The 19,929-nt window shown below is 37.2% G+C and carries 19 protein-coding genes; 6 read left to right on the forward strand and 13 right to left on the reverse strand.

From position 1 onward, the window contains the following. Nucleotides 1–52: 52 nt before the first annotated feature. The 6 genes from ACJJVW_RS12650 to ACJJVW_RS12675 all read right to left on the reverse strand — a co-directional run bounded on the left by ACJJVW_RS12650 (nucleotide 53) and on the right by ACJJVW_RS12675 (nucleotide 5,153). Nucleotides 53–772 (reverse strand): suppressor of fused domain protein, encoded by a 720-nt coding sequence (locus ACJJVW_RS12650; protein WP_405252279.1) that lies wholly within the window; start codon nucleotides 770–772, stop codon nucleotides 53–55. A gap of 54 nt (nucleotides 773–826) precedes the next feature. Further along, nucleotides 827–1,315, reverse strand: coding sequence for a hypothetical protein (locus ACJJVW_RS12655; protein ID WP_405252281.1), 489 nt, complete (start codon nucleotides 1,313–1,315; stop codon nucleotides 827–829). After that, complete coding sequence (locus ACJJVW_RS12660; RefSeq protein WP_405252283.1) at nucleotides 1,302–1,430, reverse strand: hypothetical protein; 129 nt, start codon at nucleotides 1,428–1,430, stop codon at nucleotides 1,302–1,304. Before ACJJVW_RS12660 ends, ACJJVW_RS12655 begins: the two co-directional genes overlap by 14 nt. Nucleotides 1,431–1,544: 114 nt before the next feature. After that, the gene (locus ACJJVW_RS12665) at nucleotides 1,545–2,621 is read right to left on the reverse strand and encodes a hypothetical protein (RefSeq protein ID WP_405252285.1); all 1,077 of its coding nucleotides are present in this window, start codon (nucleotides 2,619–2,621) and stop codon (nucleotides 1,545–1,547) included. Between the two features lie 227 nt (nucleotides 2,622–2,848). After that, the gene (locus ACJJVW_RS12670) at nucleotides 2,849–4,432 is read right to left on the reverse strand and encodes a DUF262 domain-containing protein (protein WP_405252287.1); all 1,584 of its coding nucleotides are present in this window, start codon (nucleotides 4,430–4,432) and stop codon (nucleotides 2,849–2,851) included. Between the two features lie 337 nt (nucleotides 4,433–4,769). Next, nucleotides 4,770–5,153, reverse strand: a complete 384-nt coding sequence (locus ACJJVW_RS12675; RefSeq protein ID WP_405252289.1) for a VOC family protein — start codon at nucleotides 5,151–5,153, stop codon at nucleotides 4,770–4,772. Between the two features lie 203 nt (nucleotides 5,154–5,356). Here ACJJVW_RS12675 and ACJJVW_RS12680 point away from each other — a divergent pair, with 203 nt between their 5' ends. Next, nucleotides 5,357–7,693, forward strand: coding sequence for an ATP-dependent helicase (locus tag ACJJVW_RS12680; RefSeq protein ID WP_405252291.1), 2,337 nt, complete (start codon nucleotides 5,357–5,359; stop codon nucleotides 7,691–7,693). Between the two features lie 136 nt (nucleotides 7,694–7,829). On the opposite strand, the gene ACJJVW_RS12685 is transcribed toward ACJJVW_RS12680, so the two are convergent. Then, a complete protein-coding gene (locus tag ACJJVW_RS12685) occupies nucleotides 7,830–8,729 on the reverse strand; it encodes an alpha/beta hydrolase fold domain-containing protein (protein ID WP_405252293.1) in 900 nt (299 codons plus the stop codon). A 105-nt stretch (nucleotides 8,730–8,834) separates the two neighbouring features. Between ACJJVW_RS12685 and ACJJVW_RS12690 the strand changes: the two genes are divergently transcribed. Together ACJJVW_RS12690 and ACJJVW_RS12695 are read left to right on the forward strand one after the other, a co-directional pair. Further along, nucleotides 8,835–9,047, forward strand: a complete 213-nt coding sequence (locus tag ACJJVW_RS12690; RefSeq protein WP_405252296.1) for a DUF2945 domain-containing protein — start codon at nucleotides 8,835–8,837, stop codon at nucleotides 9,045–9,047. A 72-nt stretch (nucleotides 9,048–9,119) separates the two neighbouring features. Beyond that, complete coding sequence (locus tag ACJJVW_RS12695) at nucleotides 9,120–9,737, forward strand: L-threonylcarbamoyladenylate synthase (protein WP_013749585.1); 618 nt, start codon at nucleotides 9,120–9,122, stop codon at nucleotides 9,735–9,737. Between the two features lie 100 nt (nucleotides 9,738–9,837). Here ACJJVW_RS12695 and ACJJVW_RS12700 read toward each other — a convergent pair whose 3' ends face one another. The 4 genes from ACJJVW_RS12700 to ACJJVW_RS12715 form a co-directional block, all read right to left on the reverse strand. Beyond that, the gene (locus tag ACJJVW_RS12700) at nucleotides 9,838–10,596 is read right to left on the reverse strand and encodes a Two component regulator three Y domain protein (protein ID WP_405252298.1); all 759 of its coding nucleotides are present in this window, start codon (nucleotides 10,594–10,596) and stop codon (nucleotides 9,838–9,840) included. Between the two features lie 244 nt (nucleotides 10,597–10,840). Then, nucleotides 10,841–11,722: an OmpA family protein gene (locus ACJJVW_RS12705; RefSeq protein ID WP_108878476.1), complete on the reverse strand. Its 882-nt coding sequence runs from the start codon at nucleotides 11,720–11,722 to the stop codon at nucleotides 10,841–10,843. A 73-nt stretch (nucleotides 11,723–11,795) separates the two neighbouring features. Then, complete coding sequence (locus ACJJVW_RS12710; protein WP_405252300.1) at nucleotides 11,796–12,800, reverse strand: glycosyltransferase; 1,005 nt, start codon at nucleotides 12,798–12,800, stop codon at nucleotides 11,796–11,798. A 48-nt stretch (nucleotides 12,801–12,848) separates the two neighbouring features. After that, entirely contained in the window at nucleotides 12,849–13,304 is a 456-nt protein-coding gene (locus ACJJVW_RS12715; protein WP_013749581.1) for a type I restriction enzyme HsdR N-terminal domain-containing protein, read from the reverse strand. A gap of 36 nt (nucleotides 13,305–13,340) precedes the next feature. Between ACJJVW_RS12715 and holA the strand changes: the two genes are divergently transcribed. Beyond that, nucleotides 13,341–14,345 carry a DNA polymerase III subunit delta gene (gene holA, locus ACJJVW_RS12720; RefSeq protein WP_298323973.1) on the forward strand — a complete coding sequence of 335 codons (1,005 nt, stop codon included), beginning with the start codon at nucleotides 13,341–13,343 and terminating at the stop codon, nucleotides 14,343–14,345. A gap of 44 nt (nucleotides 14,346–14,389) precedes the next feature. Here the strand turns inward: holA and ACJJVW_RS12725 are convergent, their stop codons facing one another. Together ACJJVW_RS12725 and ACJJVW_RS12730 are read right to left on the reverse strand one after the other, a co-directional pair. Beyond that, nucleotides 14,390–14,770 (reverse strand): Rid family detoxifying hydrolase, encoded by a 381-nt coding sequence (locus tag ACJJVW_RS12725; protein WP_298323975.1) that lies wholly within the window; start codon nucleotides 14,768–14,770, stop codon nucleotides 14,390–14,392. 52 nt (nucleotides 14,771–14,822) lie between these two features. Further along, on the reverse strand, nucleotides 14,823–17,588 hold the full coding sequence (locus ACJJVW_RS12730; RefSeq protein WP_405252302.1) for a putative LPS assembly protein LptD: 2,766 nt from the start codon (nucleotides 17,586–17,588) through the stop codon (nucleotides 14,823–14,825). A 178-nt stretch (nucleotides 17,589–17,766) separates the two neighbouring features. On the opposite strand from ACJJVW_RS12730, the gene ACJJVW_RS12735 reads away from it, so the two are divergent. Together ACJJVW_RS12735 and ACJJVW_RS12740 are read left to right on the forward strand one after the other, a co-directional pair. Next, complete coding sequence (locus tag ACJJVW_RS12735; RefSeq protein WP_405252304.1) at nucleotides 17,767–18,894, forward strand: N-acetylmuramoyl-L-alanine amidase; 1,128 nt, start codon at nucleotides 17,767–17,769, stop codon at nucleotides 18,892–18,894. A 67-nt stretch (nucleotides 18,895–18,961) separates the two neighbouring features. After that, on the forward strand, nucleotides 18,962–19,906 hold the full coding sequence (locus ACJJVW_RS12740; protein ID WP_405252306.1) for an MlaD family protein: 945 nt from the start codon (nucleotides 18,962–18,964) through the stop codon (nucleotides 19,904–19,906). The last annotated feature ends 23 nt before the right edge of the window (nucleotides 19,907–19,929 follow it).

Genomic DNA, 19,929 nt, shown 5'->3' on the forward strand with positions numbered 1-19,929 from the left:
ATGCTAAACACAAGTCATATTTTTAAGTTCATTAATTCAATAGTTATCCACCCTAGAATAACCCAAAAAGCTTTTTTCTTTTAGCAGTGTTAGGTCTGTTAATTTCGAATATATCTGTCACAGCATGTTTATCAAAACCGTCAAAAAGCGCTTCTACGCCTTTTTTAATCTTTACATTAACTTCTTCGCTATAGAGAGGAATCAATGAATAAAAGTCAATGGTTTTGTTTGCCAACTTTAGAGAATGGAAATCTTCGTTAAAAACAATAGTTGGTAAGAGTACCATGGTGTTAAGCTGTGTGTTTGGAGCAAAAGGCTCAGCGGGGTTGCCATTGGGTATGGTGTGTCCGTAACCGACCCAAGTGTTGTATTCGTGAGGGAATCTAGCTATTTGTTTTAACCATCTAATAGGCCAGTAGTTGTTTTCATCCTTAAAGTCTTCTTCAGAGATTTTCCATTCAGCCGGTAGACAAATACTTATTTCTGCATAATCGCAATCTATTACATCTTCTGGTGTATTCATTGCCTTATCACTCATGCCAGAAGTAACGAGTGTATGAAATGGTCTTTCTTCTGTAGGCTTTACCCAGTGTACATCAATGTGAACTTGATCTGATATAAGCTCATGAAACACCATATGAATCTCTCCAATATGTTTTTCAATATGATCCGATATATCATCTATATGATCTCCTCCAGTAGCTAACTCAAAATCATTTCTATTGGATTCTGCGTAACGATAAATAGGCGCACCCGATTCAGATTTTTCCATGTTGTTTAAGGTTGTTTTAATTCAGCTCTTTGTTAGCGATTGTTTTTGAGATATTTAATAATTGTTCGTTATTCCTTCTTCATTTAGAATATCTCCAATAATTTCTCCGTCCACAATTTTCTCTTTGTTTACATCCCAACCTCTAAGAATTGCGTTCTCAATTAAGAAACATCTTATTTTTTTATTTAAAATATGCTCTACTTCAGTCCAGCATTTTGAAAAAAAATCAAACTCCAATTCCAACAAAATCGAGTTAATCTTTTCTTCATCTAATTCCATTGATAAATTATGTTTTTCAACTATTTCTTTCAGTGAGTTATAATCTTCTTTTTGAGATACTTCAACCACATAATTTTTAGCACCTAGTATTATGTATTTAAAATCAAAACTTTTGTAAAACCATATTTCATAAAAGTCTGGATTCGCAATTTCTGGTACATATGAATTTTCCTTTCCATTCAATACTGAAAGTAGCCCATTGATTAGCGCCTCCTTTTTAGGCTCTAAAATGATATTTATGATTTCAGTGTTAAGAGTTGTCATTTTTTATATAAGAGATAACGTTATCTATATGATCTCCTCCAGTAGCTAACTCAAAATCATTTCTGCTGGATTCTGTGTAACGATAAATAGGCGCACCTGATTCAGATTTTTCCATGTTGTTTAAGGTTGTTTTATTTCAGTTTTTTTGCGGCTCGATTTTTTTTATTGCGAGTTTCTAAATAGACTTGGCTTGTAAACGCATATCAACTTTAAGTAAGCTTATACTTTTTTATATATTTGAAATTCTCTTTAGTTCACTTTGAACACTTGTCTTGTCTTCTGATCTAGAGCTTAAATATTTTTCAAAAAGTGACCAACAGGAATCTATATCTTGAAAATCATGTTCCGTTAAAGTAATAGTAGTAATATCATATAATTCAAAATAGTCATTCCTTTTTTGCATTTCTTTATGCCACTTTTTACTTAATTCTTCGTTTACAATTTTTTGTTTTTCTTTTAGACCCTTTACACTCATATGAGATGAAGCAGGACTAATTTCAAAACCGATGTACTCTTGTGTATGTGAGTTAAGAATAGTAAAATCGAGTCTATATAGGTGCTTTTTCTCAAGCCCTAAATACCTTACTTCTGGGATTAAAAAAGGCTCAGATTCAAGATTTTCGGATTGTCTCAAATACTCTATGTATTTTTCACAAATTTGCTTCTCATATACTGAATTAGATAGTTGCTGAAATATTGATAAATAAATAGATTCAAATTGTTCAAGATTGTATATGTAAAACGGCTTGGATAAAGAATTGTCTATTAGCCCTTCTTTAAATACATGACCTATTGTCCAATAACTATAATCAGCTCTTCTTATTTCACTCTTGTCAATTATCCAAGTACCTTCTTCTCTTTTGGGTGCTATTAAAAGACCGAATATAACATTATAGCCAAACCAAACTTTCCATAACTCTACATTTGGTTTGAGTCTAGTTCTTTCTTTAAGATTTCTGTAGAAATTTCTCTCTAAAAATATGCGAATATATTTCTCTAATTTCGGCTCTTTTAAAAGTTGAGCATTGTGTCCTTCTATAGAGCCATATTTAGTCCTTTTTTCATAATCATTTCTGACCCCTTTTAGCCACTGACTATAAAAATCATTAAAGTCAGAAAACTGAGTCATTACACTATCAACATAAATATTATTTTTCCCTCCAACTTTGCCGTTAAACATTTGAAAGGTGTATCTATCTCGTTTAAGAATAACTCTTATTTTTTCAAGTATATAATCTCTGTTTTTAACAATTTCTAGTGTTAAGTCATTTTCGATTTCTTCTAATAAATTTTGTTCTATTTTCATTATTATATTTAATGCACTACGAAGTCCAGTATAAGAAAAAATAGCACTTTGAAAACTCAAACTTTTGTACTACAGCAAGACTTACTATTTATCAAAATTTAAATGTCACATTCTTAAAACAAGCCTTTGCCATCGTAGAAATAGGAAGAGCTTATGATGAAATCTATAGATCGTAATTAGATTAAAAAGACTTGTTTTTTAACTCAGTTCTTTGTTAGCTACAGTTATTATTCGCCACCTAATTTGGCTATTTTCTCCATTATTAATTCAGCCCTTTGCTTATAAAAGGTGTCATAATTATTGTCTTTGTAAATATTAATATCTTCAGGTATCAAATTAGATTTTAATATTATTCCAATATTCGCGGTAGGAATAATGTTTGTAAAATAATCTGCTGGTTCTTTGTCACTTATCAACCTATTTGAATTTGCAGGAAGAATACAAAAGTTAACTGCGCGATTGATTTGGTCATTTATTAGACCTTTACTTTTCAAAAATGCTCGTGGGAAAATATGATGATATTGCTTTCTATTGTATTGGGATAGTGCCAAGCCAACATCTACTATATTTCCATTAGTTAAATCAAGTGGTTTTTCTTGTGCAAAAAGCAATAGCAATGCTCTGACAAAAGAATTAGATTTTGAAAATTTCAGATTTTCTAATTGCCCTAAGCTTAAGTTTATTTGATATTTATCTAGACCTGAGAAGTCTGAATTAAGAACTAAGTCAATAAATTCAATATCATCATCCATCTTTTGATCAGTTGAAGCGGAATATCTCGTTGAAAAAGACGTTCTCCAAAACCAATTTTTTAAACAATCGCTTTGTTCATTTGTTAATGTATTTGTTTGGGCAAAAAGATACGTCAATGGTACTATCTGTTGTACTCTTGGTAAGAAGTCGTAGCAAGCACAATTAAATTGCGTACTCAAAAAATCAATTGTTTTTTCTAAACTTGATTTTAGTAAATCCATATTATTCCTAACATCTTGAGGATTTAGTTCTAAAATACTTTTGGTTTTGGTTGTTTTGCTAATAATTGCGCTAACACATTGTAAAACAACTTTATTCTTTACATTTCCAAAATTCTTATCTTCTAAAGTTTCAAATATATCTTCGAATTTTTCTTTAAGATGAAAATCCTCAACCCAAGTCCAAGCTATCATTAAATCTAAAGTTGATAGAGGCGTTCCAGTATTATTTACTCTTTCGAATATAATACCAACTTCGGTTTTCTCTCTTTTTTTTATTGTCACTAATGGCAACTCATAGTTTTGAAATAAGGATTGAATTTCAACGACTTTATTTGTTTTCTGTTCATCCAGCCTCTGTTCTTGAATAAATTTATTGAAATTGAAGTTGTCAAATATCAGTCGAAGTGGAAGATTGATATTGCTATCAATGGTATCTGTTTCACTCACAAATTCATCACGTGTTACGTCATAAATTATATTAAAAATGGCAGAATCATAATCCTCGTTTTCTACATTATCCAAATCATAACAAAAAACACCAAATATTGACGTTACTCTTTGTTGACCATCAAGTACGTAATTTATAGGATAATCTTCAGTTGGATTTGGTAAATCAAAACCACCAACATTACGTTTTGCAGGCAAATCATCTTTTGTTTCCCAAAGAAGAATACTCCCAACAGGATAATCTTTTATCAAACTGTCAAGTAGCTCAATAACTTGTTCTTGTTTCCAAACAAACTCTCTTTGAAATGGCGGAATTTTAATATTACCCTCAATAATTTTACTTCTTAATCTGTCAATTTTTATAGAGTTAGTAGTGATTTCTCCTTTCATTCGTAGTGTTTTTTTATTTGTGGCTAACTTGCATATAAGCAAGTCTGTTATTCACATCACCGAAGCCCAGTAAAACCAAGGCTATGATGACTTATTCTATTAATTTTCTCGTATTTCTATTTCAGCGTATAAACGCAACTTTCCCATTGTAAACGTTTGTAAGTATTTATAGTCGTTTGTAAATAGCTAATTGTCAAACTATCATCTTATCCTGTTTTAAGGATAACTTACAATTGGTTTGCTAATCTACAACCTCAAACCCATACTTCTTTACGACTTTCCTCATTTTGGGTAAAAAAATGTAAAATAGTTAGTTTCAGCATTCTAAATCTTGGTGCTAGGCATCATCATTTACTTCTATCCAGTAGCCGTCTGGATCTTGGAAGTACACTTGCTGTATCCCGTCATTGCGCACATAATCTTTAGTGGGCGTTCCTCGCCAGTCGGCATACTCTATATCTAGGCTTTTAAGGTGCGTGATAAAGGAAGCAAGGTCTGCGGTGGCAAGTGCAAGGTGTACTGCTTTGTTTGTGATTACGGTTTCGCCTGGTCTTGGGATGAGGTGCAGTTGCTTGCCATCACCTAGGGCGAGCCAGCGAGTAGGGGAGACAGAGGCGGTGTTTTCTATTTCGGTAAGCCCAAATACTTTTTGATAAAAAGCAATGGAGACGGCTACGTCTTGTACAGAAATGGCAATATGATTGATATAGAAAGTGCTCATGATGATTGGTTTTGGAGGCTAAATATCTTCATTTTTAATGAAATACACTGCTTCTCGCTAGCAATAGTTATCATGGAACGCAGGAGGTGTGAGGTGTCATATTTTCGCGAAAGCGTGGCTATTGTTATTGTTTACAAAAGAGCTATAAAATCATGGATTGTGGTTTTAATTCTTGTGATCAATCCGTACTTTGTACCCCTGCTATGGATTCAAAATTAGAAGTATATATTGAGGGCTTAAACGAGGCCCAACGCGCTCCCACACTACATAAAGAGGGAGCATTAATTGTAATTGCAGGTGCGGGATCTGGTAAAACGCGTGTGCTTACCTTACGTATTGCTTACCTCATGTCACAGGGAGTAGACGCCTTTAACATCTTATCACTCACCTTTACAAATAAGGCGGCACGTGAGATGAAAAAGCGTATCTCTGATATTGTGGGTAGCTCTGAGGCAAAGAATTTATGGATGGGAACCTTTCACTCCATTTTTGCCAAAATCTTGCGTATTGAGGCAGATAAGCTAGGGTACCCGTCTAACTTTACGATTTATGATACCCAAGACTCCCAGCGTTTAATAAGCGCGATTATCAAGGAGCTGCAGCTGGATAAGGATATCTATAAGTATAAGCAGATACAAAACCGTATTTCTTCTTTTAAAAACAGCTTGATTACGGTACGTGCGTACCAAAATGATGCTGAGCTGGTAGAGGCAGATGCGATGGCAAAACGCCCGCGCATGGGTGAGATTTATGCAGAGTATGTAGATCGCTGTTTTAAGGCAGGAGCGATGGACTTTGATGATTTACTACTACGCACAAACGAGTTGCTTAACCGTTTTCCAGAGGTGCTTAATAAATACCAGAATCGTTTTAAATACATACTGGTAGATGAGTACCAAGATACAAACCATAGCCAGTACCTTATTGTAAAGGCGCTGTCTGATAAGTTTCAGAATATCTGTGTGGTCGGAGATGACTCGCAGAGTATCTACGCCTTCCGTGGGGCAAATATTAATAACATTTTGAACTTCCAGAAGGATTATGAGAATGTAGCGATGTACCGCCTGGAGCAGAACTACCGTTCCTCAAAAGTGATTGTGGAGGCGGCAAACAGTGTGATAGAAAAAAACAAAACCAGACTGGATAAAACAGTATGGACCGCAAACCCAGATGGTGGTGAGATTATCGTGCACCGCTCTCCTACAGATGGTGAGGAGGGACGCTATGTGGCGAGTTCTATTTTTGAAAATAGAATGAATCACCAGCTCATGAATGGGGATTTTGCGATTTTATATAGAACAAACGCACAGTCCCGTGCGATGGAGGATGCCTTGCGTAAGCGAGATATCCCGTACCGTATTTATGGAGGTTTATCCTTCTATCAACGTAAGGAGATTAAGGATGTGCTGGGTTACCTGCGCGTGCTTATTAACCCAAAAGATGAGGAAGCACTTAAACGTGTGATTAATTATCCTGCAAGAGGAATAGGCGGTACGACCATAGACAAGCTTACGGTGGCTGCAAAGCACTATGGGCGCTCTATGTTTGAGGTGATGGATAAAATAGAGCAGCTGGGTCCCTCGATGAATATAAATCGCGGTACACAGACCAAGCTTAAGAATTTTGTCACGATGATTAAGAGTTTCCAGATTCTTAATGAGCAAAGTGATGCCTTTACCGTGGCAGAAACGGTTGCAAAGAAAACGGGACTCTTACAAGAACTTAAAAAGGATGGAACTCCAGAGGGCGTTGCTCGTATAGAAAATATAGAGGAGCTACTCAATGGTATGCGCGACTTTGTAGAGGAGCAAAGGGAGCTGGCAGATACTACAGGTTCGCTGGCAGAGTTTCTAGAAGATGTGGCACTTGCCACAAGTATGGATAATGATACGGGTGATGATGATCGCGTGGCGTTAATGACCATCCACCTGGCAAAGGGACTTGAGTTTCCATTTGTATACATCGTTGGTATGGAGGAAGATCTCTTTCCTTCTGGTATGAGTATGAGCACGCGTAGTGAGCTAGAGGAGGAGCGCCGCTTGTTTTATGTGGCACTTACAAGGGCAGAGAAGCAGGCATACCTTACCTATACAGAGTCTAGATATCGCTGGGGTAAACTGGTAGATGCAGAGCCTAGCCGTTTTATAGAGGAAATAGATGATAAGTATCTGGACTACCAGACGCCTATGATGAGAAATCGCTATAAGTCACTCATGGATATAGATGAGTATGGCGAGGTAGATAAAAGTAAATTACGATTAAAGAAGCCGGTGAGCGGTACACCTCCTAGAGTGGGTAACCCATCACAAGATCAGCTACGCAAGTTGCGCAAGATAAGACCTACTAGCGGTGATGAGCCTGTCTCTTCACTCGCAGGAGCACTAGAAGCGGGCACGGTGGTAAAGCATATCCGTTTTGGGAAAGGGATTGTGGTAGGACTAGAAGGGAAAGGCCAAGATCAAAAAGCAGAAATTAATTTTGAAAACGGTGGTCTCAAAAAGTTGTTACTACGATTTGCTAAGCTTGAGATTGTAAGCTAGTACTTGTACAAGCTGATATAAAACACAAATGCTGACGTCTATTAGATGTCAGCATTTTTTTATGGTAATATGTACGCTTTCGCGAAAGCTATACAGGAACACCTGCTATCTCGTCATATTGTTCAGCAATATGTAATTAATCTTCTATAGGTAAGTAGAGGTCGATGTAAGCACCTATTTTCTGCTGTACATCGAGATAGCTCGTTGCATCCCAATCTCCGTGACCACCTTCATAAATAGTAAGTATATGCGGAACACCAGCATTAGAAAGCGCCGTATCTAGTCGCTGACCATTAGTAAGCGGCACCAGCGGATCTTGATCTCCGTAAAATTGTAGGGTAGGGCTAGCACTTGCTGTGACAACTTTGGCAGGGCTTAATAGTTCGCTGTAATTTGCATCCTCAGGATAAGCAGTTTCATCAGTAAGTGCAGCTATGTAGATTTCAAAACCTGGGCCGTCTGCATAAAAAGGATCTGTAAAATCTGCTGGACCTACAATATTGGCTACAAATTTTACTTGGTCGTCCACATCATAAGTATAGTCATACATCATCGCAATATGCGCACCAGCACTCAGTCCTATAAAAGCATACTCGTTATTAAAGTGCAATTCGCTACTCGTATCATTAAGCTGATTGATCACCGCCTGCACATCCAAAAACTGATTAGGAAATGCCGGTATTGCTGGCGGATCTGCTAGAATGTAATTCATATTTACCACGCCATAATCTGGATGTTGTGATTGCACCAGGTTTATAAAAGCAGATACATTTTCCTTATCTCCCTCTGTCCAGCCACCACCGTGTATGAGGATAATCATCTTTGTTTTGGCAGCACTACGTCCTGCAGGTAAATAGATATCATACACCTGCGCAGGATCATTACCATAGGGAACATCTAGTAGGGTAAGCGCCTCAAGAGCAGCAGTTTCTTCCATCTCCGTATCAGGAGTAATGACATCTGTGGTAGTCTCGTCACTATCTGAGCAGCTCCAGCTCATTGCAGCCAGTAAGCAGAGGATATATAGTAGTTTCATTAAGATAATTTTAAGGTATAACGCACAGATTTTACTTTTATGTTAAGGTTGCGTTACTTTCTGCGAGATATTTTAAGCTTATAAGTAACTTTAAATAAAAAAGTTATGATCAAGGAAGGAACAAAAGTACAGTGGAAGTGGGGTAACGGTACCGCAGAAGGAAAAGTAACCGAAACTTTTACAGAAAAAGTGACCCGTACCATTAAAGGCAGCGAAGTCACTCGCAATGGTGAGTCTGGTAATAAGGCGTTATACATCGAGCAAGAAGATGGTGATAAAGTACTCAAACTTGAGGACGAAGTAGAGCGCGTAGATTAGGGAAGTTACGCTTTCGCGAAAGCGTGATTCTCATATTAATTGTTACTCGTACATTCACAAAAAAATACAGACATGTCAAAGTTTATAAAACTCTACGAAGAAAACCCGAACCCCAGGGACTTACAGGAAATCGTAAAAATCCTAAAAAACGGCGGACTTATCATTTACCCAAGTGATACAGTGTATGCGTTAGGCTGCGATATTACAAATACAAAAGCGCTAGAACGCGTTGCACAGATAAAAGGAGTAAAGCTAGCTAAGGCTAACTTCTCCTTTGTATGCGAGGATCTAAGTAATCTCTCAGATTATGTGAAGCAAATAGATACGCAGACGTTTAAAATACTTAAAAGAGCACTGCCGGGACCTTATACGTTTATATTGCCAGGTAATAATAACTTGCCTAGTGTCTTTAAAAAGAAAAAGGAAGTAGGAATACGTGTACCAGATAACGAGATTACAAGAGCCATCGTAAGAGCACTAGGTAATCCTATTATCTCTACGTCAATCTATGATGAAGATGAGGTGATAGAATACACCACAGATCCAGAACTCATCTTTGAGAAATGGCAAAACCGTGTTGATGTAATAGTTGATGGTGGTTATGGAGGTAATATTCCTTCTACCGTAATCGATCTTACGGGTGATGAGCCTATCCTCATAAGAGAGGGAAAAGGAAGCCCAGAATTATAAAATAGATACCTATTAAAAAACCTCTCCAAAGGGAGAGGCTCTTAACTAAATCTAATTAAAGATTTGGGGTACTTACTAATCTAACCTAAAGACTAGTAAATTATTCGCCAGCCGCAAGTAGGGTAGCCGTTTCTGTAAAGTTGTTGTTATTGTACGTAAGCTCATCTAAGTTAAGAGTATTAAGCTTAGTAGGAAACTCACCTGTGAAGTTATTGTCAAAAAGGTTAAGCTTCTTTAATTGTGGTAACGCTGCAAGACCGTTAGGTAGTTTACCAGTAAAGTTATTACTACTTAATTGTAAGTCTGTAAGTTTTTCTAATGAAGTGATTGCTACAGGAAGCTTTCCTCTAAAGTCATTATTTGCAAGACTTAATCTTTTCAAGTTTTTTAATCCAGCTACATCGTTCTGCAATTCTCCACTTAAGTTATTAAAGAAAAGATCTAGATACTCTAGACTTCCCATCGCAAGAATCTCGCTAGGAATGTTCCCTTCAAGTTTGTTTAAAGCTAAGTTGATTGTTTTAAGACCTTTTATTGCACCTAAAGAAGCAGGTATAGTTCCTTGAAGATTATTTTTCTGAAGATTTAATATTTTAAGCCCTGTAAGGTCACTTATACTTGCTGGAATAGTACCAGTAAGATTGTTGTCCTCAAGACTTACCGCAAATACTTTATCTCTAATGATAGTAACACCCATCCAGTTTTCTGGAGTTTGTGCAAGATCCCAAGAGTTTGTCCACTCATTTCCATTAGTGCTATTGTATAAGTCTACAAGAGCTTGCTTTTCCTTTGGAGAGATTCCTGCAACAAGTATTGATGAGCAGAAAAGAGCTAAGATAACAAGAGTAAAATTCTTCATGATGGGACGGTTTTAATTTACTATACATACGAAAGTATTGTGAAAACCTCTATGAACCGCACAATTAAGACGATAATCGACTAAGTACACTAAATTTTAACATTTAAACGTTTAAATTGTGTCTTTGAGCGATGATTTTGACGTTCGAGTACGCTTTTTGAAATCTCATCTGTGTTGTTAAACGAAAAAAGCGACTATCTTGCCGATAGTCGCTTTTCTCTGTAAGAGTTATCTAATGAGATTCCTAGTTCCCTTCTTCTACTTGCACATCTTCTCCAGACATGTTCTTCATTTCTTGCTCAATCATGTCATAAAATTGATCAATCTTAGGAAGTACATATATCTTCGTTCTACGGTTTGTAGATCTGTTTTCTGCAGTGCTGTTATCTACTAGCGGTACAAACTCGCTACGTCCAGCAGCAATAAGCTGTGCAGGATTTGCTCCTAAGTCTACTAACTTTCTTACGATAGCTGTAGCTCTTTTTGCACTTAAATCCCAGTTGTCTATAAGAACACCTCCTTTATTATAAGGAACGTTATCTGTGTGGCCTTCTACAAGTGCTTCAAAGTTAGGTTTACCATTAATTACAGTAGCAACCTTTCCTAAGATTTCTTCTGCTCTTGAAGTAATGTTATAGCTTCCGCTCTTAAATAATACCTTGTCAGAAAGTGATATGAAAACCACACCTTTCTCAACATTGATTTCAATATCGGTATCATTAATACCTACTTCTTTCTTAAGGCTAGTAACTAGTGCAAGTGTAACACTGTCCTTTTTAGTAAGGGCATCTTGAAGACGGTTAATCTTAAGATCTTTTTCTTTTAAGCTTTCTAGTGACTTTTCTAGGTTAGACGCTCCTTGCTTTGTGAGCATAGTAAGGTCTTTAGAACTTTGGATAAGGTCATTTCTGTCTTTTCTCATTTCTGCAATGCGCTCTTCTAGTGACTTCACACGAGTAGTAGCACTTGCTTTCTCTTCTAGACAAGAATTTAACTTTACCGTAGCAGAGTTCAATAGGTCTTGAGTTTCTTGTTGTCTTGCCTCAAGCGCAGCATATTCTTTCTTAGAAACGCAAGAAGTAAGCAGTAGGGCGCTGGTAATACCAGCAATCAATAATCGTTTCATAGTTTGTGTAACTTTTAAAATGAATGTTAAATGTACTAAAACCGTAGGGTCATAGGTGATTGTTAACAGTAATTTATGGTTTTCTACTTAAGTCTCTATAGGTGCCTTTCTTTTGTATGAAATAGCTCCATATAATAGAAGTTGTTTCGGCATAACGTCTAGAAGATACTAGATGTAAGCGTCTTTCTAATAGCGCAGGTATGTGTAAATAGAAACTTAAATGAGCTTTCAATATAGCCAAAAGATGCTTAGGCTGCCCAGAAAATAGAAACTTTAGTGCCGCAATGCCATCAAGTACAAGTCTTGAAAATATGATAAACAGCGCTTTGAACCCCTTAATATTCTTTACAACATTAAAAAGCGTATTTCTAAAATTATAAAATGTCTTCTTTGGGTTTGCAGAGGGTAATGTAGCTCCGCCTAGATGATATACCTCGCTATCACCACAAGCGAGTACACGATATCCCTTGTTTTTAATTCGCCAGCATAAATCTATTTCTTCCTGATGAGCAAAGAATATTTCGTCTAGCGCTCCCACTTCCCAGAAGGTAGATGATCTTACAAAGAGACAAGCGCCACTTGCCCATTGTACCTCTACGGTAGTATCGTATTGTCCTATATCTTCCTCACAAGTGTCAAATAGTCTACCTCTACAATACGGATAGCCTAACTTGTCTAGAAAACCTCCAGCTGCACCTGCATACTCGAAGTGCGTAGGTTTTTTTAAATCTTTAATTTTAGGTTGCGCCGCAGATACTCTAGGATCGTCAAAAAGAGCAATCATAGGTGCTAGCCAGCCCTTAGTCACTTGCACATCACTATTAATGAGTACATAGATATCTGCCTTTATGGTTTTAAGTGCATCATTATAACCCTTTGCATAACCACCATTTTCTGCATTCTTTATAATGTGAACGCTCGGGAAGTGTTCTTGCACGTAACCTACAGAGCTATCTGTACTTGCGTTATCGGCTACATAAATAGTTGCGAGGTCTTCACTATGCTCAATAATAGTGGGAAGGAATCGTTCAAGTAGTTCTTTTCCGTTCCAGTTTAAGATGACGATGGCTGTGTTCACACTACAAATAAAAGGTTTTTATGGGATTCCGCTTTCGCGAAAGCGTACTTATTTTACTTCTCGCTCATAATCTGGTAGTGATCGCAAGAAGTCATAACGCTCTGCTACTGTGTCTACTTGGCAATAATAATGTGAAAGTCCGTTGCTCACCATCAAGTAATCTGCTTGTAATTGCAAATTATAACGGGCTATCTGATCAAAGGTTTCTTGGGTGATTTTTATAGCAGGAGCTTTACACTCTACAATAAGTAGGAGGGAGCCATCTTTATTAAAAATGACAATATCATAACGCTTGCGCGTATTACCTACTTTTATTTCTTTCTCAACATTAATAAGGCTTAGCGGATATCCTTTTTCGGTAAGGAGCCATTGTAATATGTGTTGTCGCACCCATTCTTCGGGAGTGAGTACCAAGAATTTTTTACGAATGACGTCAAAAATATACCGTTTGTTTTCGCTACTTTTGAGTCTGAAAGAGTATGCAGGAAAAGAGAGTTGTTGCATACCACAATAGTACGAGTTCTGCAGGAAAACCCAAAGGTGAAGCACGCAAAAAACATAGTTGAAGACATTAAAAAAGGAATCATAAAACCCATTTACTTTTTAAGTGGGGAAGAACCTTATTTTATAGATCAAATCTCAGATTATATAGAGCATAATCTACTCGATGAAGCCGAAAAAGGCTTCAATCAAGTGGTGCTTTATGGTCGTGACGTGACCATAGAAGATATTGTGAGCAACGCAAAGCGCTATCCTATGATGGCAGAACGCCAGGTAGTGATTGTAAAAGAAGCGCAAGATTTGTCACGCCAGATTGAGAAGCTAGCCGCTTATGTAAAAAACCCGCAGCCTACAACAGTGCTGGTGGTGGCATATAAATATAAGAAGCTAGACAAACGTAAAGCACTCGCAAAAGCCTTAAAGGAATACGGAGTTCATTATGAAAGCAAGAAACTCTATGAAAACCAAGTAGGCGACTGGTTGCGTCGCGTGCTTATAGATGAGGGATACCATATCCAACCTAAAGCGGCACAAATTCTAGTAGACTATCTAGGGAATGACTTAGGGAAAGTAATTAATGAGCTCAATAAGTTGATGCTTATTTTGCCTAAAGGGAGTGAGATTACACCACAAGCCATCGAGGAGAATATTGGGATAAGTAAGGACTTCAATATTTTTGAGTTACGCAAAGCAATCTCAGAAAAAGATATCGTGAAGGCACAGCGCATTGCACAATACTTTACACAGAATCCTAAGGATAATCCGCTGGTCTTAACAGTGAGCCAGTTGTTTAGTTTGTTTGCGAGTATTCTCAAATATCACGGACTTCCTCAAAAGGATAAGACTACGGTAGCAAGAGCACTGGGTGTCTCGCCATTTTTTGTAGATGAATATATTACTGCAGGTCGCAATTACCCTATGAAAAAAGTAAGTGCATGTATCTCCTTAATAAGAGAAGTTGATGTAAAGAGTAAAGGGGTAGGAGCGAGTGCTTTTGCAAGTAACGACTTACTAAAAGAGCTGCTTGTAAAAATCATGAATTGAGATTTTACAAGCAGCTCTCAGAATTATTTGGAGTGTAGGTTAGCTTATTCAGCAGCGATAACACTTATTTCTACATTCACATATTTAGGAAGATTTGCCACCTCTACCGTTTCTCTTGCAGGAGCTGTAGCTTCATCAAAGTACTTTCCATACACACTATTAATCTTTCCGAAGTTTTCCATATCGCTAATGAAGATGGAAGTCTTGACCACGTTTTCAAAAGTCATTCCAGCTTCTGTAAGAATCGCTTTGACGCTTTGCATAACAAGTTCAGTTTCTTCTTCTATACTTCCTTTAAAAAGCTCACCAGTTGCCGGTATGATAGCAATCTGTCCGCTAGTGTATAGCATTCCATTTACTAATGTTGCCTGGTTGTAAGGGCCTATTGGAGCCGGAGCATTTAATGTTGTGATAATTTTTTTCATGAGTAATGGTATTTGTTACGCTTTCGCGAAAGCGTGATTATACATTTCGTACTTATAATTGTTGATCTGGAGTACGGCGTTTATCGTATTTAATATCACTAAGTAAGTTACCAGTAATCCCGATAAAGAAATTCCAAGAAGTTCTACTAGGATCTGAATTTACAGGAGGAACCCAGCTGAAACGCATGTTCCAACTCTCAAGATCACGCGCAAAATTAAGTGAAGTAAAAGTGATACCTGGGTTTGCAAGATCATATCCAGTAGATCCACCCACAGTCCATCTATTTCCTAATTTTACATCTCCGCTTATTACGATAGAGTGAGAGCTTACATCGTTTTGACGTGCATTGTTTGCGTATCCTACTTGATACCCAAAGCGTAAATTCCACGGAATTTTAAACCTATAAAATTCAATCTCTTTTTCTTCTTCGTCTTCTGGCTCTCGATTTCCAGCGTTTGTGTTTCCTGTAATGTCAACGCCTTTTCCTAATAAGTCATCTGGACGTCCACCACCGGCAAAGGTTTCGTTTTCTGTGCGATCTTTATTTACACCCGCCTTAGCATCTTTGTCAAAATCTCTACTAGAAAAGCTGTACCCAAAACTCGCCTGTCCGCTGGTAAGTCTAAAGAGACTACCACCATTATTTATGTTAAGTGTGTTTATTCGCTGGTTTGCACTATTAAGTGCGTAGAGATCTAAGTTTGCACTAAAGTTCACGTCAAGCTTCTCTTGTAAAATAGGAACAGATCCGTTTACAGAAATAGGTGATAACTTAAGGTCATCTGCAGCAAAGTTATAAGAGGTCCTAATGTTGAGGTTATTGATAAGCTTTATCTTCTTGGGCTCTGTATCTGTGCTATCCTTACTCCGTACTTTTGCTTCTAGTGTGTTAGCAAGACTAAATGAGAGCGAATTAGAAACGCGATTACTAGGAGCACCAAAGAATCCTCCGTCAAATCTTGAATACTCTACTTCTACATTTTGAGGATCTGTCACATCATTAGGATCAGGTCGTGTGTAGGTCTCGTAAAACTGATCAAAAGCCGGAGTATATGACCAACTTAATGATGGTCGTACTACGTGACGTATGGTTTGAATCTTGCTAGTTTCCTTAAAATTGAAAGTTCCGTAAACGGTCGTTCCTAAGCTCAATCCACCTCTGTAGGTTCTATACGCATCAAAACCATTTACAGTATCTCGTACTACAGCATTGATTTCTTCATCAAAACGTTGATCTATAGTTTTAAATACCCAACTTTCCTCAAGACTACCGCTTACCGAAGCACTGATGTAGTTAAAGAGTTTAAAGTTGGTTGCAATAGGGATACTATGTCTTATTCCAGTTTCTGCACCTTCAAACATAGCTGCAGTAAAAAACTCATCGTCGTTTGTTCTAAAACGATTGTCTGCTCTTAATGCGTAACTCAGGTTTACATTTTTAATAAGCCCTTTCTTAGATCCAGATTTTCCTGCAAATGGATAAATTCTATCTACGTTAAGTTGGGTAGTAGGAAGTGACATTGTGATTTCTTCCGTTCGTGAGTTTTGACTGTGAGTCGCAGCAACCGTTAGATTCACAGGGACTGTACCAGGGAACGTGCGTGAGTACGAAACAGAAGAGCTAAAGTTGTTATTTAAGAAGTTACCTGTGTTGGCCTGGTTAAGTGATTGTCTATAAAAGTTACTACTACCTAAGTTTACAGAGGCCGAAAATCTACTGTTAGGGCTAGACTTCGTATCCTGACTGTGATTCCAGCGTATGTTATACGTATTAGTCTCAGAAAAGTCTGGAAGACCACGCTCACTAAACAAGATACGCTCAGAACTGAAACTAAACCTACCGTTGTACTTGTAACGCACCTTATAATCAGTGTCTGCTCTAAAGGCATAACTACCGTTTGTATAATAATCACCTGTAAGTGCTAGATTAAAATACTCACTAAGCGCAAAATAATATCCACCATTTGTTAGTGAGTATCCACGCTCTCTACTTTCTCCTGGTCCAGGTAATATAAAGCCAGATACGCTAGTTTCCTTTTCCATAGGGAAAAAAGCAAAAGGTAAACCTATAGGAGTAGGAACATCTGCGATGTACATATTAGTAAGTCCAGCAACAAGTTTTTTGCCAGGTACAAATTTTACTTTACGAGCGAGAAAGTAATATTCTGGATTATCAAGATCTTCAGAGGTAGATATCTTTACATTACTCATAAAGATTACAGAGTCATTTACTCTTTTACTACGCTCTGCTTTTAAATTTATTTGCTGTCCGCCAGCTTTTTCAACGCGCGAACCATAAATAAGAGCTCGTTGCGTATCAAAATTAAACTTTATGGAATCTGGCTTTACTTGGTTAGGACCTTGAACAAAAAAGGGAATTTGAGAATAATTTCCAGCAGAATCTTTTATTCCTCGAGCAAATACGGTGTTAGTTTCATAATCGAGAATGATTTCACCGGCATTTATTTTCATGTCTTCATACACAATCTCTGCCTCATTATAAAGGTAGATTTTCTTTTTACGTTGTGATATGCGCTGGTAGTCTGTTGCTTTGTAAACAACCTTGTCTGTAAGGGTTTCGGGCTTTTGTTTTATAGAATCTTGTATTGTTTTGGTAGTGTCTTCTATAGCAACTACGGTAGGAGTGATGGAATCAAGCCTAGCAAAACCTTCAGTTGCAGATTGAATCAACGTAGTATCCCTTGCAGGTACGCGTCTGGCATCATTCTTGGATGGGAGTTCCTGTGCACTTGCCGTAAGCAATGGTAGCAAGCAAAGAGAGAGTACAATAAGAAAGTGTGCAGTTTTTGTTTGCAATGCGATTAGCCTATTTTTGTGCAAATAATTATCAATTAAAGTGTCAAAATTACGTATATTTTTTTCGGCTACAGCCCTAGAATTACAATTTTGAAAATAACAAGCGTGTAATGCACGTTACCTTATTTACATAGATCAATTTAATACCTAACGTTCAAAAGAGTCATATTTGATATAAATGATGCGTAAAAAAAACATATTTAATATTTATTTAACAACTATACTGCTTGTAGTGAGTTGTTTTTCAGGCGCTTTCGCGAAAGCGCAATCCAATAATTCTTCTAAAAAATTCAAGGTTGTTCTCGATGCTGGGCACGGTGGAGGTGATAGTGGTAACCGGGGGAATGGGTACTATGAGAAAAACATAGCGCTTAATGTAGTGCTAGCCTTAGGGAAAGAATTAGAAAAGCAATCTGATGTAGAAGTGATTTATACTAGGAAAACAGATGTTTTCTTAGAACTATGGGAACGAGCAGATATTGCAAACAATGCAAATGCAGATCTTTTTATAAGTGTACATTGTAATTCCCACTCCTCACAAGCAAAAGGAACGGAAACTTTTGTACTTGGTATAGACGGTAACGCTAAAAATATGGCAATTGCCAAAAAAGAAAACTCAGTAATCTTACTTGAGGAAAACTATGAAAAGCGATATGCAGGTTTTGATCCTAATAGTCCAGAGACGAGTATAGGCCTTGAGCTTATGCAAGAGGAATACCTTGATCAAAGTATAAACCTAGCAAGCTTTGTAGAAAATGAATTTACAGGTAGCGTGAAGCGCAGCAGCCGCGGTGTGAAGCAAGCTATTTTCTGGGTGTTGCACAGATCTGTAATGCCTAGTGTGCTTATAGAAACAGGTTTTCTTACTAATAATGAAGAGGGAAAATTCTTAAACTCTACTGCTGGTCAAGATAAAATGGCAAAGGCAATTAGTAAAGCTGTTACTAATTATAAGAAGAGTATACAGATGAACGAGCGTGTTGAGATTGCAAATCCTGTGATTGTAAAAACTACGACTCCTATTGCGACACCTAAGTCTAAGGTAGTAGAGGGTGTGACCTTTAAAGTACAACTGGCAGCGAGTAAACGTAAACTAGAAACTAAATCTTATAATTTTAAGGGTCTTAAGTCTGTAAGTCGTTCTAAAGATGGCCGTTTGTATAAGTATTATTATGGCGCAACCTCAGACTATAACTTAGCTCGTACACAATTACAAGAAGCAAAAAATAAAGGGTACAAAGAGGCTTTTATCGTGTCATTTAATAAGGATAATATCAAAGTGCCACTCAATCAAGTGTTAAATTAGTCTTATACGTTAGGACTGCCTTTAACAATTGACCTACATTTGTTTTAACCAATAAGCATCTTATTTAATGTCTAAAGAAATAAAAACCGCCATTCTAGTTATCGCAGCACTGCTGCTCGTTATATTTGGCTACAACTACCTCAAAGGCAATAATCTTTTAGATAAGAGTAAAATACTTTATGCAAAGTATGATAATGTAGAAGGTCTTGCACCATCATCTCAAGTAACTATTAATGGATTGCCAGTAGGTAGAGTAATGTCTATAGACTTTGCAGACAGTAGCGGTAAGCTCGTAGTTAAGTTTGTAGTGGAAAAGGATTTTGAGTTTTCAAACAATAGTCTTGCTAGAGTATATGGGGGTGGACTCATAGGCGGTAAATCGCTTGCCATTGTCCCTTCTTACGAAAAAGGAAGAAATGCTAAGTCTGGAGATACCTTACCTGGTGAAATGGGTGAAGGGATCATGGAACTTGTAAATGAACGCCTTACGCCACTTCAAAACCAAGTAGAAAAAGTTATAGGAGATACAGATTCACTATTAGTTAATGTGAACTCAGTATTAGATAGAGATACGAGGGCAAACTTGAGAGATGCCATCGCAAACTTTACAGCAGCTTCTCGTGAGATGAAAGGGATATCTAAATCTGTAAATGGATTGCTAGCTTCTAATCAAGATAAATTAGATCGTACGATTACTAGTCTAGATAAAATGAGTGGCAACTTTGCTACATTATCAGATTCGCTTTCTAAAATTCAAATGGGTACAATGGTTGCAGATTTAGAAAAAACCATCGCAGATTTCCAAGAATTGTCTAATAAGTTAAATTCTCCTGAAGGAACCGTAGGTAAACTTTTGAATGATGATCAACTTTACTTAAATTTGGATCGTACAGCAAACCAGATGGGAGATCTTCTTCAAGATATGAAGCTTAACCCAAAACGTTATGTACATTTTTCACTCTTCGGGAAAAAACCAGGGGAGTACACTCCGCCTAAAGATTCGTTACAGTAGGCGCGAGCTTAACTAACGAATTT

Origin of the sequence: Dokdonia sp. Asnod3-C12, assembly GCF_045063975.1 — a bacterium.
Lineage (GTDB): Bacteria > Bacteroidota > Bacteroidia > Flavobacteriales > Flavobacteriaceae > Dokdonia.

Bases quoted from the DNA above. Each gene is read 5' to 3' on its own strand.
- ACJJVW_RS12735 (WP_405252304.1), top strand. From the start codon at position 17,767: ATGATGCGTAAAAAAAACATATTTAATATTTATTTAACAACTATACTG.
- ACJJVW_RS12670 (WP_405252287.1), bottom strand. From the start codon at position 4,432: ATGAAAGGAGAAATCACTACTAACTCTATAAAAATTGACAGATTAAGA.
- ACJJVW_RS12655 (WP_405252281.1), bottom strand. From the start codon at position 1,315: ATGACAACTCTTAACACTGAAATCATAAATATCATTTTAGAGCCTAAA.
- ACJJVW_RS12675 (WP_405252289.1), bottom strand. From the start codon at position 5,153: ATGAGCACTTTCTATATCAATCATATTGCCATTTCTGTACAAGACGTA.
- ACJJVW_RS12705 (WP_108878476.1), bottom strand. From the start codon at position 11,722: ATGAAACGATTATTGATTGCTGGTATTACCAGCGCCCTACTGCTTACT.
- ACJJVW_RS12715 (WP_013749581.1), bottom strand. From the start codon at position 13,304: ATGCAACAACTCTCTTTTCCTGCATACTCTTTCAGACTCAAAAGTAGC.
- ACJJVW_RS12680 (WP_405252291.1), top strand. From the start codon at position 5,357: ATGGATTCAAAATTAGAAGTATATATTGAGGGCTTAAACGAGGCCCAA.
- ACJJVW_RS12660 (WP_405252283.1), bottom strand. From the start codon at position 1,430: ATGGAAAAATCTGAATCAGGTGCGCCTATTTATCGTTACACAGAATCC.
- ACJJVW_RS12725 (WP_298323975.1), bottom strand. From the start codon at position 14,770: ATGAAAAAAATTATCACAACATTAAATGCTCCGGCTCCAATAGGCCCT.
- ACJJVW_RS12740 (WP_405252306.1), top strand. From the start codon at position 18,962: ATGTCTAAAGAAATAAAAACCGCCATTCTAGTTATCGCAGCACTGCTG.
- ACJJVW_RS12650 (WP_405252279.1), bottom strand. From the start codon at position 772: ATGGAAAAATCTGAATCGGGTGCGCCTATTTATCGTTACGCAGAATCC.
- ACJJVW_RS12665 (WP_405252285.1), bottom strand. From the start codon at position 2,621: ATGAAAATAGAACAAAATTTATTAGAAGAAATCGAAAATGACTTAACA.
- ACJJVW_RS12685 (WP_405252293.1), bottom strand. From the start codon at position 8,729: ATGAAACTACTATATATCCTCTGCTTACTGGCTGCAATGAGCTGGAGC.
- ACJJVW_RS12690 (WP_405252296.1), top strand. From the start codon at position 8,835: ATGATCAAGGAAGGAACAAAAGTACAGTGGAAGTGGGGTAACGGTACC.
- ACJJVW_RS12700 (WP_405252298.1), bottom strand. From the start codon at position 10,596: ATGAAGAATTTTACTCTTGTTATCTTAGCTCTTTTCTGCTCATCAATA.
- ACJJVW_RS12695 (WP_013749585.1), top strand. From the start codon at position 9,120: ATGTCAAAGTTTATAAAACTCTACGAAGAAAACCCGAACCCCAGGGAC.